The organism is Brevibacillus sp. MS2.2, from assembly GCF_013284345.1.
Classification (GTDB): Bacteria; Bacillota; Bacilli; order Brevibacillales; family Brevibacillaceae; genus Brevibacillus; species Brevibacillus brevis_C.
Genome location: NZ_JABSUZ010000026.1, coordinates 1 through 14,094 on the forward strand (window position 1 = coordinate 1; position 14,094 = coordinate 14,094).

At 49.6% G+C, this 14,094-nt stretch carries 10 protein-coding genes; 9 read left to right on the plus strand and 1 reads right to left on the minus strand.

What is annotated here, in order from left to right:
- A partial coding sequence (locus HP568_RS20750) for a YtpI family protein (protein ID WP_217366699.1) occupies positions 1-147 on the minus strand: 147 nt, incomplete at its 3' end.
- Positions 148-316: 169 nt separating this feature from the next.
- On the opposite strand from HP568_RS20750, the gene HP568_RS20755 reads away from it, so the two are divergent.
- From HP568_RS20755 to nrdJ, 9 genes are all read left to right on the plus strand, one after another.
- Positions 317-3,745: a DNA polymerase III subunit alpha gene (locus HP568_RS20755; RefSeq protein WP_173630107.1), complete on the plus strand. Its 3,429-nt coding sequence runs from the start codon at positions 317-319 to the stop codon at positions 3,743-3,745.
- A 169-nt stretch (positions 3,746-3,914) separates the two neighbouring features.
- Positions 3,915-5,159, plus strand: coding sequence for an NADP-dependent malic enzyme (gene ystJ / locus HP568_RS20760; protein ID WP_048031695.1), 1,245 nt, complete (start codon positions 3,915-3,917; stop codon positions 5,157-5,159).
- Positions 5,160-5,264: 105 nt separating this feature from the next.
- Positions 5,265-5,936, plus strand: coding sequence for a FadR/GntR family transcriptional regulator (locus tag HP568_RS20765; protein ID WP_012685105.1), 672 nt, complete (start codon positions 5,265-5,267; stop codon positions 5,934-5,936).
- An 81-nt stretch (positions 5,937-6,017) separates the two neighbouring features.
- Positions 6,018-6,200 carry a hypothetical protein gene (locus tag HP568_RS20770; RefSeq protein WP_007725347.1) on the plus strand — a complete coding sequence of 61 codons (183 nt, stop codon included), beginning with the start codon at positions 6,018-6,020 and terminating at the stop codon, positions 6,198-6,200.
- A gap of 20 nt (positions 6,201-6,220) precedes the next feature.
- Complete coding sequence (gene accD / locus HP568_RS20775; protein WP_048031696.1) at positions 6,221-7,165, plus strand: acetyl-CoA carboxylase, carboxyltransferase subunit beta; 945 nt, start codon at positions 6,221-6,223, stop codon at positions 7,163-7,165.
- Positions 7,132-8,088: an acetyl-CoA carboxylase carboxyl transferase subunit alpha gene (gene accA, locus HP568_RS20780; protein ID WP_048031697.1), complete on the plus strand. Its 957-nt coding sequence runs from the start codon at positions 7,132-7,134 to the stop codon at positions 8,086-8,088. The genes accD and accA overlap by 34 nt, the downstream gene beginning before the upstream one ends.
- A gap of 221 nt (positions 8,089-8,309) precedes the next feature.
- A complete protein-coding gene (gene pfkA / locus HP568_RS20785) occupies positions 8,310-9,269 on the plus strand; it encodes a 6-phosphofructokinase (protein ID WP_048031698.1) in 960 nt (319 codons plus the stop codon).
- 40 nt (positions 9,270-9,309) lie between these two features.
- Positions 9,310-11,064, plus strand: coding sequence for a pyruvate kinase (gene pyk / locus HP568_RS20790; RefSeq protein WP_048031699.1), 1,755 nt, complete (start codon positions 9,310-9,312; stop codon positions 11,062-11,064).
- Positions 11,065-11,505: 441 nt separating this feature from the next.
- The gene (gene nrdJ / locus HP568_RS20795) at positions 11,506-13,767 is read left to right on the plus strand and encodes a ribonucleoside-triphosphate reductase, adenosylcobalamin-dependent (RefSeq protein WP_056496771.1); all 2,262 of its coding nucleotides are present in this window, start codon (positions 11,506-11,508) and stop codon (positions 13,765-13,767) included.
- Positions 13,768-14,094: the final 327 nt, after the last annotated feature.

A 14,094-nucleotide genomic window follows, 5' to 3' on the forward strand; every position in this document is an offset into this window, starting at 1 on the left:
AACGAGTATCCCCAATGACACATTCATTTTCCCCAGCAACATACGCGATTCAAGCGGATGGATGCCTCGTCTGCGCGCATGGATACTATAGTAGACGCTGGCTACCAGGGAAGCGAGAACACCGGTCATGTAAAAGGCAGGCCACATATATGGATTCATCCTTTCTAGCCATTCTGGTATTAATCATCCTACCAAAATCAGGGGATAACGGTCAAATACAAGCGAGAACGTTTGTTCTTAACGTCCGTATGCGCTATACTTCCGGTATAATGTAAGAGAGAAAGTTTCAATCGTGAAAAGTGAGAGGGGTAATATCATGACCTCCTTTGTCCATTTGCATGTTCATACGGAGTACAGTCTGCTGGATGGAGCAGCACGTATCGATGAGCTAGTGAAGCGAGCCAGCGAATTGGGCATGCATGCACTGGCTATGACAGACCATGCCAATCTGTACGGGGCGATCCCGTTTTATAAAGCTTGTCTGGAGGCAGGCATCCAACCGATTATCGGAATGGAAATATACGTAATAGAAGGAAATCTGCAAGATCGCGTGCGAAATGCACCGCCGCCTAGTCATCTGATCGTTCTCGCTGAAAACGAAACGGGTTACCGGAATCTCCTGAAGCTGGCGACAATCGCGAATACAGACGGCAACTACATACTTCCGCGTCTCAACAAAGAGGTGTTGGCAAAGCATACAGATGGCCTCGTTGCACTGAGCGGCTGCCAGCAAGGGGAAGTAGCCAAGCTGTTACTGGCTGGAGAAGTGGACGCTGCGAAAGAAGCAGCCCGCAAGTATCAGCGAATGTTTGGTGAACAGCAGTTTTATTTGGAACTGGCTGATCATGGCCTGGAAGTGGAGCGCAGGCTGAATACTCGTCTCGTGAAACTGAGCCAGGAGACGGGGATTCCGCTGATTGCGACGAACAATGTTCACTACATCCACAGGGAGGATCACCAGCAGCATGATATCTTGCTGGCGATCAAAGAAGGCAAGACGATTGGCGAAGAAAACCGTTTTCGCTACGAGACGGATCAATACTATCTGAAAAGTGCGGAGGAAATGGCGGCGCTTTTTGCCTTTGCTCCCCAAGCGTTAGCGAATACGGTAGCCATAGCAGATAGATGCAAGCTGGACCTTACCTTTGGCGAACATATTTTACCGGAATTCCCCTTGGCAGAGGGAGAAGCTTCAACAAAGTATTTGCGTGAACTGTGTGAAAAGGGCTGTCTGGAGCGATACGGCGAGATGACACCAGAGGTGCAAGCGCGTCTGGATCATGAGCTGGCGATTATTACAGGGACGGGCTTCACCGATTACTTCCTGATCGTATGGGATTTCATGCGGTACGCTCACGAAAACGGGATACCAACTGGACCTGGACGCGGGTCTGCGGCAGGTAGTCTGGTTGCGTACGTTTTGAAAATCACGAATGTTGATCCACTTCGCTTTCAGTTGCTCTTTGAACGCTTTCTCAACCCGGAGCGGGTGACGATGCCCGATATTGATATCGATTTTTCCGTAGAGCGCCGTGACGAAGTCATTCACTATGTAGCGAGCAAGTACGGTCATGATCGTGTTGCCCAAATCATTACCTTTGGAACGATGGCGGCTCGTGCAGCCGTGCGTGACGTTGGACGGGCGTTAGGCCTGTCTTTGGGGATCGTGGATCGCGTGGCTAAAATGATCCCGCAATCGCCAGGCATGACGATTGAACGAGCGATGCAGATCAACCCGGATATCGGCAAGCTGTGCGCGGAAAACAAACAGGCAGCGCAACTGATCGAAACGGCAAGGGGCGTAGAAGGCTTGCCTCGCCACGCCTCCACACATGCGGCGGGTGTCGTCATTTCGCGGGAACCGCTGACGAATTACGTTCCATTACAGACGGGCAATGAAGGCTTGGCGCTCACGCAATATCCGATGGAAATTCTCGAAGAAGTCGGTCTGTTGAAGATGGACTTCCTCGGCTTGCGCAATTTGACAATCATTCAGGAGACGTTGCGTCATTTGCAGGAGCAGGGAATATCGCTTGATCTGGATAAGCTGCCGACAGACGACGAGAAAACGTTTCGTATGCTCTCACGTGGGGAGACGACCGGCATTTTTCAACTGGAATCTTCCGGGATGCGCAATGTGCTGCGAGATTTGAAGCCAAGCAACCTCGATGACATCATTGCGGTACTGGCATTGTATCGCCCGGGGCCGATGGAGATCATCCCGCAGTACATTGCCGCCAAACACGGACAGAGCAAAGTACAGTACGCCCATCCTGTTCTCGAGCCGATTTTGCGGGAGACACATGGTTATATGATTTATCAGGAGCAAATCATGCAGATTTCCTCGACACTCGCAGGCTTCAGTCTTGGTGAGGCAGATATTTTGCGTCGAGCAGTCGGGAAAAAGAAACGGGAGCTTTTGGCGGAGCAGCGGGAGAAGTTCGTGGCTGGTTGTGTCCGGCAAGGGTACGGAGAAGCGCTGGGCAATCAAGTCTACGATTTGATCGTGCGCTTTGCCGATTACGGCTTCAACAAAGCCCACTCGGTTGCTTATGCGGTCATTGCCTACCAGATGGCTTATTTGAAAGCAACGTATCCGCTTGCGTTCATGGCAGCGCTACTCTCGTTGTCCATTGGCAGTCAAACGAGAATTGCCGAGTACACGGAAGAAGCGCGGCGATTGCAGCTTACCGTGCTCGGGCCTGACGTGAATAAGAGCCTGGCCTACTTTACAGTGGAGCAGGATGCGATTCGCTTCGGTCTGGCCGCAGTGAAAAATGTCGGCTACGGTGCCATTGAATCGATCGTGAAAGAACGCAAAGGCAGACCGTATCGTGACGTCTTTGATTTTTGTGCCCGTGTGGATGCGCGGTTAGTCAATCGCAGAGTAGTAGAGTCACTCACTTTATGCGGCGCGCTGGATTCGTTGCCGGGACATCGCAGTCAGCTTTTGCTATTGCTGGATGAAGCAGTGGGGAAAGCAAACAGCAAGAGAATCGAGCGAGACGCCAACCAGCTCAATCTATTTGCGGGAGAAGAAGATGCGGCACCTTTGCGCGAGCCGACAGAATATCCCGAGGTGCCGCCGCTCTCACATACACAGCAATTAAAAGAGGAGCGGGACTTGATCGGGGTATACATCTCGGGTCATCCACTGGATCAGTTTGCTCATGTCGCGAGCCGCCCGGAAGTATCAGTGATCTCTTCGTTGGGGGATGTGCCACGCGACAAGACGGTGAAAGTATTCGGAATGATAACGGAAGCCAAACGCATCCAAACGAAAAAAGGGGACCCAATGGCGTTTATTACGCTAGAGGACAAAACGGCACCCGTAGAGCTGGTCGTCTTCCCGCAGGTGTATGCGAAGTATGCATCACTGCTCGAGCGCGAACAAATCGTCGTGGCAGAAGCCCGCGTCGACCACCAGGACGACATGGTCAAGCTCCTGGCCTCTCGTTTCTGGGATGCACAAACGCTGCCGCAGCCGAAGTCGGAGACCGTATTATTTGTCAAAATATCGGCAGAGCAAGAGCACGATTCGACGCTGCAAAGACTTTCACGCTTGTTTGTCGAAAAAAAAGGAACGATTCCCGTTATCCTCTTCTACGAAGGAAAAAGACAGACAATTCGCCTGCCAGAAGCAAATTGGGTAGACGTAGATGAGTCATTTTTGGAGCAAGCGCGAGAAATTGTGGGGCCTGACAGCGTAATTCGGAAAGAAATGCCTATAAATTGGGGAGGATGAGGAATGTCCTCCCTTTTTCGCCGTTTTCGGCAGGTTTACAGGAGAACAGTTTTTTATTATATTGAGATCATAACTCAATAAGTGGTCAGACCACTTGGAATAACCCAGGCATTTTTTACTGCCTACAAGCCATCATAGAAACTATTATCGTGAAATGGAGTGGGATCTCATGTCCAACCTGAGAGAGGAAGCACTGGAGCTTCACAAAAAACATCAAGGAAAATTGGAGGCAGTGACCAAGGTACCCGTTCGCAATGCTTACGATCTGAGTCTTGCCTATTCTCCTGGGGTTGCTGAACCTTGCAAAGATATTTTTGATGACAAGTCCAAAGTGTACGATTACACGATGAAAGGCAATCTGGTTGCAGTAGTCAGCGACGGTACGGCTGTACTGGGTCTCGGAAACATCGGACCAGAAGCAGCAATGCCGGTTATGGAAGGGAAAGCAGTTTTGTTCAAATCCTTTGCAGGCGTAGATGCATTCCCGATCTGCTTGAATACAACAGATGTAGATAAAATCGTAGAGACAGTTAAATTGCTCGAGCCTACTTTTGGCGGCGTGAACTTGGAAGATATCGCAGCTCCTGCATGCTTCGAAATCGAAGAGCGTCTGAAGCGCGAAACAAATATCCCGATTTTCCACGATGACCAACACGGTACAGCAATCGTTACAGCAGCAGGTCTGATCAATGCTCTGCGTGTGGTTGACAAAAAGCTGGAAGATATCCGCGTAGTAGCGAACGGTGCAGGTGCAGCCGGTATCGCGATCATGAAGCTTTTGATTTCCATGGGCGTGAAAGAAGTAATCATGGTTGATACAAAAGGAATCGTGTACGAAGGCCGTCCATTCGGTATGAACCCAGTGAAGGAACAAATGGCGAAAATCACGAACCGCAGCATGCTGCAAGGTGACCTGGCTGATGCAATGAAAGGCGCTGACGTATTCATCGGTGTATCCGTAGCTGGCGCTGTTACACAAGACATGGTTCGTTCGATGAACCGCGATCCGATCATTTTCGCTATGGCAAACCCAGTACCAGAAATCATGCCACAAGAAGCAAAAGAAGCAGGTGCGGCAGTAATCGGTACAGGCCGTTCCGACTTCCCGAACCAAGTAAACAACGTTCTGGCATTCCCGGGAATCTTCCGTGGCGCTTTGGATGTACGTGCAACGGAGATCAACGAAGAAATGAAACTGGCTGCTGTATATGCAATCGCAGACCTGATCACGCCAGAAGAGCTTACTGCGGATAAAGTGATCCCTTCCGCATTCGATCCACGTGTAGCGCCAAACGTAGCTGCGGCAGTAGCAAAAGCAGCGATGGAAACGGGTGTTGCTCGCATCACAGTTGATCCGGAAGAAGTAAAACAAAAAACGACGAAATTGACTGCTATCTCTTACCAAGAAGCGTAAAATACTCTTTATCGAGGCACCAACGACACCCTCCGCGAAAAAACGTAGACTTTTTACAAACGTGGAGGGTGCTCCTCGTTGAAGGTACGAGTAAGGAGGATAATCGTGCTCGACTCTTCTCAAGATCGAAAGGTTTACGAAGGAATTCTCCTGCAACTTCATGAAATCATTCAGGAGCAAAACTTGCGGCCCGGGGACAAGCTGCCGTCTGAGAGAGAGCTGTCCGAGCAACTGGGAGCAGGTCGTTCCTCTGTACGCGAGGCTCTTCGGGCTCTGGAGTTGCTCGGACTCATTGAGACGCGTCGCGGGGAGGGCACCTTTCTCAAGCATTACCGACACAATCGGCTGATCGATATTCTTGGATTTTTTATCCTACGGGATACCAAAACCAAGAAGGACTTGATCGAAATGCGCCGAATGCTAGAGCTGGATGCTGTCCGCTTAGCCTGTAGACGGGCGACTGACAAGCATTTTGATGAAATGGAACGCATCCTGGCCATTGCAGAGGAAAGAGTAGCAAGAGGCGAGGTACCTGCGGAGGAAGACTATCAGTTTCATCGCGTCATATGTCGCTCCAGCCGCAACTCGATTCTGCATCGCATCTGGACGCCTTTGGTTGAGTACAGCAACAGTATCCGTATTGAATCACTGTCGCGTGAAGGCAGAGCGAGTGCAGCACTCGTAGAGCATCGACAGATTATGGAAGCCATTCGCGAAGGCGATGTGAACGTGGCACTAGAGAGAATGAAGAAGCATTTGGAAAACAGCAAGCTATAGATTTCCCCCAATTTGCGAGGGGCGCTGGCGCTGTGATATGATGATGCAGACCTGTATTGGACGATTGAGGAGGAAGCCAGCATGTGGACGGTCATCTACATCGCTCCTAGCGCTAGAATTGCAGAACGGATACAGCAACGTTTGACAGATGAAGGGTTTTTGGTAAAGGTTCGCGAAGGTAAGGTCTCGAAACAGTACGAGATTCTTGTGCCGGAGAGCGAACTAAACGAAGTCCGGGATGTACTCGGCACGATCCTTCACTGAAGAGAAAGGTGGGTTTACCTGTGCTTAAAGATCTTTTTGGGAAAAAGCGCAAATTCGCTACAGTTCCTTCAGAGACACTAGCACGTGTCCCTGCTTCCACCGACACTAGCAAGGAAGCGGGTACGAAAGAAAAGGAAGTCCCTGAGGGATTGATGAATAAATGCCCACATTGTGGGACGATTCACTACTCAAAGGATTTGGAGAAGAACTTGCGTGTCTGCAAAGGCTGCCAGTTCCACTACTCCATGTCCGCTCCGGAGCGTCTGCAAGCGCTTCTGGATGATGGGGTTCTGACAGAAGAATTTGATGCCAATTTGATTACAGCCAATCCACTCGGTTTTCCTGGCTATTTGGAAAAGCTGGAGCAAGATATGGCCAAAACCAATTTGAACGAGGCGATCATTACAGGCGAAGGTGTTCTGGGTGGAAATCGCATCGTGATTGGGGTCATGGATTCTCGTTTCCGTATGGCGAGTATGGGATCGGTCGTCGGGGAAAAAATCACGCGTGCAATTGAGCAAGCGATCGAACGGCGTTTGCCTTTCATTCTGTTCAGTGCATCTGGTGGAGCACGCATGCAAGAAGGTGTATTGAGCCTGATGCAAATGGCGAAAACCAGCGCAGCGCTGTCTCGCTTGGATCGCGAACGCTTACTCTTTGTCTCGGTCATGACAAATCCTACATATGGTGGGGTATCAGCCAGCTTTTCTTCGTTGGGAGATTACAATATCGCAGAACCAGGAGCTATGATCGGTTTTGCTGGGCGTCGAGTCATTGAGCAAACGATCCGTCAGGAGTTGCCAAAAGACTTCCAAACAGCGGAATTCTTGTTAAAAAATGGGCAGCTCGATATGGTGGTACACCGTAAGGACATGCGAAATACACTGTCCAAACTGGTAGAGATGCACACGTCTCGGGAAGGAGTAGAAACATGGCAGGCGAGCTCTCCTTTGAAAAGCCATTAGTAGAATTACAAGATAAGATTAAGGAATTGCGCCGTTTTACTGAGGAAAAGGGAATTGATTTCTCTGACGAAGTACAGCGTCTCGAACAAAAATCAAAAGAGCTTGCTGAGCAAATTTACGGCAATTTGACTCCGTGGCAACGTGTACAGCTGGCCCGTCATCCGGAACGGCCAACAACTTTGGACTATATACAACTTCTTTTTACTGATTTTATCGAGGTTCATGGAGACCGTTTGTTTGGAGACGACCATTCCATCGTAGGTGGAATTGCCAAGCTGGATGGACGTCCGGTTACGGTCATCGGTCACCAAAAAGGGAAAGACACAAAAGACAACATCAAGCGCAATTTTGGGATGGCTCACCCAGAAGGCTACCGGAAGGCATTGCGCATTATGCAGCAGGCGGACAAGTTCGGTCGCCCGATTATTTGCTTTATCAATACATCAGGTGCTTATCCTGGAAAAGCGGCAGAAGAGCGCGGCCAGAGCGAAGCGATTGCCCGCAATCTGCGTGAAATGGCGACATTTGGCGTGCCGATTATTTGTATCGTCATCGGGGAAGGTGGAAGCGGTGGGGCCTTGGCGATCAGCGTAGGCAACCGCATCTATATGTTGGAGAATTCCTATTACTCCGTGATTGCACCGGAGAGTGCAGCTGCGATTCTCTGGAGAGATTCCAGCTTGGGTATGCGTGCAGCGGAGACGATGAAAATCACGGCTCCTGATTTATTGGAATTAGGAGTCATTGACGGAATTATTGATGAACCATTCGGAGGAGCCCATCGTGATTTGATCGCGCAGGCAGGGATGGTCAAGGCGGTCATCGCGGAACAACTAGAACAGTTGGGCCGTTTAACTCCAGATGAATTGATACAGGACCGTTACGAGAAGTTTAAACAGATTGGAGAATTCGCCACCCTGTAAGAAACAGGGGGCGTTTTTTTCTTTTTTCTCCGAGGGAAATCTGCTACAATCGAAGTCGAATGAAAGAGTTATCAGAGCTTTCAAAAAGTATGGCACATATCTTTCGAGTGTATAACAGATATGAGGAATTGAGTGATACAGCATGTTTCATACAAGGTATGGTACATACTGTTTCCGTTAAATGACATGCTAAAGACGATATGATTGGAGAGGTGGATTCCATGCGAAAACTTGCAGTTCTCACTAGCGGTGGAGATTCTCCTGGAATGAATGCCGCAGTCCGGGCGGCTGTACGTCGTGCTCATTTTCACGAGGTACAAATGTTTGGGGTTTACCACGGATACGAAGGGCTGATGAGGGGAGATATCAAGGAGATGTCTCTTGGCTCTGTTGGGGATATTATCCAACGGGGAGGAACCATTCTCTACTCCGCTCGCAGTGAAGCGTTCAAGACGGAAGCCGGACAGCAAAAAGCAGTGGACCAATTACGTGCTCATGGAATTGAAGGTTTGATCGTGATTGGGGGAGACGGGTCGTTTCGCGGTGCTCAGAAGCTGACCGAGAGAGGCTTCCCGACCATTGGCGTACCGGGTACGATTGATAATGATATTCCGTGCACCGATTTCACGATCGGGTTTGATACCGCATTGAATACCGTTGTGGAAGCGATCGATAAAATTCGCGATACGGCCACCTCGCATGAACGCACGTACATTATTGAAGTGATGGGACGAGATGCTGGCGATCTGGCATTGTGGGCAGGGCTTGCAGCCGGTGCCGAGTCCATTATTATCCCGGAAGCGTCGCAGGAGATGGACGACATTATTGAGCGTCTGCATGCTGGACAACGCCGTGGCAAAAAGCATTCCATTATTATTGTGGCGGAAGGGGTAGGAAGTGCAGCTTCTTATGCCGAAGCGATCACGAAAGAAACAGGCTGGGAGACTCGGGTAACGGTACTTGGGCATATTCAGCGCGGTGGTTCCCCTACTGCGATGGACCGAATGCTGGCGAGCCGAATGGGTGCAGCAGCTGTCGATTTGTTGCTGGAGGGCAAGCAGGACCGAATGGTTGGGATTCAGAACAACCAGATCGTTGATGTTGATTTTCAAGAAGCATTGGCGAAAAAGCATCAATTGGATTTATCCATTTATCAATTGGCGCGCACGCTATCTATATAAAACTGACAGTTTTTACGAGTGTAGAGGAGGCTTACATCCTATGTTAAGGAAAGCAAAAATCGTGTGTACCATTGGACCGGCGAGTGAATCGGTTGAAACACTGAAAAAATTGATTGAATCCGGAATGAACGTAGCCCGTTTGAATTTCTCGCACGGTTCCCATGAGGAGCATGCGGCGCGAATTGTAAACATTCGTCAGGCGTCAAAAGAAACCGGGAAACCTGTTGCAATCCTGCTGGATACAAAAGGTCCTGAAATCCGCACGGGTACGCTCGCAGTAGATGCAGTCGAGCTCGTAGAAGGAAATACGCTGATCCTCACCACTGAGGAAGTAGCAGGAACTGCGGAGCGCGTCTCCATTACGTATCCGGAATTGCCTCGTGATGTAAATATCGGTGATACGATCTTGATCGACGACGGTTTGATCGGGTTGACTGTACAGGAAGTGAGTGACACCGAAATCGTCTGCTTGATCAAAAACGGTGGAACACTGAAGAGCAAAAAAGGCGTCAATGTTCCAGGCGTCAAAATCAACTTGCCTGGTATTACAGAAAAAGATGCACAGGATATCGAATTCGGTATTGAACAAGGAGTTGATTTCATTGCGGCTTCCTTCGTCCGAAAAGCATCGGATATCTTGGAGATTCGCCAAATCCTGGAGCGCCATAACGTGCGTATCGATATTATCGCGAAAATCGAAAACCAGGAAGGTGTCGATAACGTAGACGAAATTCTGGTAGTAACAGATGGAATCATGGTTGCGCGTGGTGATTTGGGCGTAGAGATTCCGGCAGAAGAAGTACCACTTGTCCAGAAGAAGCTGATCAAGAAGTGTAACGAACTCGCGAAGCCTGTCATTACGGCGACACAAATGCTCGATTCTATGCAGCGCAACCCGCGCCCGACACGTGCGGAAGCGAGTGACGTTGCGAATGCCATTTTCGATGGTACAGACGCGATCATGCTCTCCGGAGAGACGGCTGCCGGTAAATACCCGGTTGAGTCTGTTGAAACCATGGTGCGCATTGCTGTACGTGCAGAGCAGGAGCTGAATTATCGCGAGATCTTGTACGCACAAGCACAGCTCAAACAAGTGACGATTACCGACGCCATCAGCCAAGCTGTATCCAATGCAGCACTGGATCTGGACGCAGCGGCAATCATTACGGCGACCGAAAGCGGACACACTGCTCGCATGGTATCAAAGTTCCGTCCAAAAGCACCAATCGTGGCTGTAACGCCACATGAAGCGATTATTCGCCGTCTTGCACTCGTAAATGGCGTGTATCCGGTGAAGGGCGAAATGGCGAATACAACCGACGAAATGCTGGAGATGTCTGTTCAGGAGGCGCTCGATGCAGGCTTCGTTCGTCATGGCGATCTCGTTGTGATCACAGCAGGCGTGCCTGTGCGTGAAGTTGGGACAACGAACCTGATGAAAATCCACGTCATTGGCGATGTGGTAGCAAAAGGACAGGGAATCGGCCGTAAAGTTGTCACAAACAAGGTAGTGATTGCCAGATCCGCCGAAGAGGCGCTGGCTAAGGTAGAAGAAGGGGCGATCCTGGTAACCATCGGTACCGACTCCGATATGATTGAAGCGTTTGGCAAGGCTGGAGCGGTGATTTGCGAAGAGGGCGGGCTTACCTCTCACGCAGCCATCGTAGGCCTGAATCTCGGCGTTCCAGTCATCGTAGGGGTGCAATTTGCTACGGATGTATTGAAGGACGGGCAAATCGTAACAGTGGATTCTGAGCGTGGGCATATTTACTCAGGACATGCCCGGATTCTGTAGGTAATACTACTCATATTTAATGAAGAATGCCTCTGAAGGGTGACCAAGCGTCACCCTTTTTTGGCTTGGTATAAAAAGGATTAGCCGACGAACTGCCTGATAAGTTTTACCAGATAACGGTGATTATTAGGTGGTGCAAAGCAAGTGGGAATCTGTTAAAATCGGTCGGTGGCTTTGTGTCAGGACGGATGAAATCCATACGTTCGGAGTTTCCAAATCATGACAGAATGGATGTTATAGCGCTTGTTGCCAGGAAAAGGCTGAACATAGAACTGCCCTTTTGTACGTCCAATGTTCGGGATTTTGTGTCAAGTGTTTTTTTAGAGCAAACACAACATCTAGTATTGTCGAAAATTATTTCGCACAATATATAGGTAAAACTATTGAGTTTTACAGATAAAGATAGTTAACTAGAGAGGAAAGATTCGAAGGAGGAACGATATGCTGGCGACCGAAACCGTATCCCGAACTCAATTTTTGCGGGATGAATTCTTAGATCAATATCCTGATTTTCCGATCCATATGAGTCCTCTGGGACAATTTGTTTACTACCGTACTTATTCTCGTTTTGTACCGGAAAAAGGAAGACGGGAAACGTGGAAAGAAACTTGCCGCCGCTCGGTGGATTACAATATTAAGCTGGCTTATCAGCATTTGAACAAAATCGGAATGTACGCCGATTCTCGCGCAATGGAAAAAGAGGCAGAAGGCTTGTTTGACAACATGTTCAACCTTCGCCAGTTTTTGTCTGGCCGTACCTTGTGGGTTGGCGGTGCAGACAACGGCGTAGCGGATTTGTATCCGTTGGCGAACTTCAACTGCTCTTTCCTGAACATCAAGTCTTGGGATGACTTAGGAGATTTGTTCTACCTTCTGTTGGTAGGAACTGGCGTAGGCTTTAAATGCACGAAGGAAATGGCTGCTGGACTGGGCCCGATTCGCACGAATGTTTCGCTGCTTTCTTCTGAATACAGACCGCTGCCAAAGCATCAACGCCTGGAGCGTTCTGAGCTGAATGTACTGGATAACGGCTTTGCCAAGATTTATGTAGGAGACAGTAAAGAAGGCTGGGTAGAATCCCTCCGTCTCTACCTGCAAATTTTGACAGATTCCACTTACGAACACATTCACACTGTGAAAATCTCTTATAACAGCGTACGTCCAAAAGGCGAGCGACTGAAGCGTTTTGGCGGTACTGCTAGTGGTCATGAGCCGCTTCGTGAAATGTTTGAAGGAATCGATAAAGTGTTGAAAAACCAAATCGACCAGCACTTGGCAGCGATCGAGAGTGATGAAAAAGGATACGGTAAAATCCGTCCGATACATATTCTCGACATTGGAAATCTCATCGGAGCAAACGTCGTAGTAGGTGGCGTGCGCCGTACAGCGGAAATTTTCCTGTTCGATCACGATGATTACGAGTGCATGCTGGCGAAATACGGCATCAACGGCTTCTGGACAGAGGATCAGTTGAACCACCACCGTCGTGTGGGCGAGCTGTTGGGTGAGCACAAGCCTGTTTGGTTTGACAGCATTCAAAAAGTAGGAGACGGACGCTTCGGTCTGGATCACCGCCGCATGTCCAATAACTCCATCGCTTTTACTAAACAACCGACCAAGCCATTCTTGAACCTCGTGTTCACTTTGATGCAATTGGAAGGCGAGCCAGGCTTCATCAACCTGGAAGAAGCGAACCGTCGTCGTCCAAATGCAGAGGGCTTGAACCCTTGTGCAGAAATCCTGCTCGATTCTTATGGCGTCTGCAACCTGACGACAGTCAATCTGGTTGAATTCGTGAAGGATCGCGAGGATGGCTCCAAGTATCTGGATCTCGATGGCTTGCTGGAAGCACAACGCAAATCTGCTCGTGCCGGTCTTCGCATGACGCTGGTTACGCTGGAACTGCCGCATTGGGATACCGTTCAACAGCGTGACCGTTTGCTCGGAACTTCCCTTACGGGTGTGAAGGATGCGCTGGCATCCCTTGGCTATACAGAAGAGCAAGAGCTCGAACTGCTGCGCAAGCTGGGCGATGCTGCTCGTGACGAGGCGAACCGTTATGCGTATGAGCTGCGTGTGAACTCTCCACTCCTGGTAACGACAGTGAAGCCGGAAGGCACGCTGTCTCAGGTTGCTGGTGGTGTCTCCAGCGGTCTGCACTGGTCCCATTCGCCGTACTACATCCGCCGCATTCGCATCAATGCTGAGGATCCATTGGCAAAAGCGGTACAAACTCTCGGCTGGACAGTCAACCCAGAGGTAGGAACACCAGGCGAAACATATGAAGAGCGCATGGCAAATGCACGTACACTCGTGATCGATTTCCCTGTAGCATCGGGCGCAGAAGAAACGAAGAACGAAGTAAGTGCAAAACGCCAATTCGATACGTACTTCCGTTTCCAAAAAGAATATACCGAGCACAACTCTTCTAACACCATTACAGTACGCAAGGAAGAGTGGGTAGAAGTAGAAGACATCGTTTACGATAACTGGGATAATTTCGTAGGTGTATCTTTCTTGCAATTGGATGGCGGAAACTACCAATTGGCTCCATATGAAGAGTGCACCAAAGAACAGTACGAGGCATTGAAGCAGTCCATGAAGCCATTTGATCCTGCGATTCTGCAGCAGTATGAAACCGGCGGCGAGGCTGATCTGTCCACGGCTGAATCTTGCGAAGGCGGAGCTTGCCCGATTCGTTAAGTGATCCAAATAAATAAAGACAGGGGGAGACTGGAGGAAGCAGTCTGCCCCTGTTTTGTTGTATGCGGCTGTAGTGGAGAGAAGAATATTTCCAGTCTAGGCTCCAGGCTCCGTCCTGCTGGGGGCTGAGACTGCCCGCTCCGAAGGGATTCGCGGGGAAACGCAAAAGTGGTAGCCGCTACGTCGCATGGGCACGGTTGCGTTTCTTTTGCCCGCGAATCCCTTCTCACACTCGGTAGGACTCACAAGTCGCTACGTCTGGAAATATTCTTCTCTGCCGGAACTAATTATGTTCTTCCATCTTTTAAAAAATCGGATCACACGGAA

What these genes read in the sequence shown, in the direction of transcription:
- nrdJ (WP_056496771.1), top strand. Translation starts at nt 11,506, where the DNA reads ATGCTGGCGACCGAAACCGTATCCCGAACTCAATTTTTGCGGGATGAA.
- pfkA (WP_048031698.1), top strand. Translation starts at nt 8,310, where the DNA reads ATGCGAAAACTTGCAGTTCTCACTAGCGGTGGAGATTCTCCTGGAATG.
- HP568_RS20755 (WP_173630107.1), top strand. Translation starts at nt 317, where the DNA reads ATGACCTCCTTTGTCCATTTGCATGTTCATACGGAGTACAGTCTGCTG.
- HP568_RS20770 (WP_007725347.1), top strand. Translation starts at nt 6,018, where the DNA reads ATGTGGACGGTCATCTACATCGCTCCTAGCGCTAGAATTGCAGAACGG.
- ystJ (WP_048031695.1), top strand. Translation starts at nt 3,915, where the DNA reads ATGTCCAACCTGAGAGAGGAAGCACTGGAGCTTCACAAAAAACATCAA.
- pyk (WP_048031699.1), top strand. Translation starts at nt 9,310, where the DNA reads ATGTTAAGGAAAGCAAAAATCGTGTGTACCATTGGACCGGCGAGTGAA.
- accA (WP_048031697.1), top strand. Translation starts at nt 7,132, where the DNA reads ATGGCAGGCGAGCTCTCCTTTGAAAAGCCATTAGTAGAATTACAAGAT.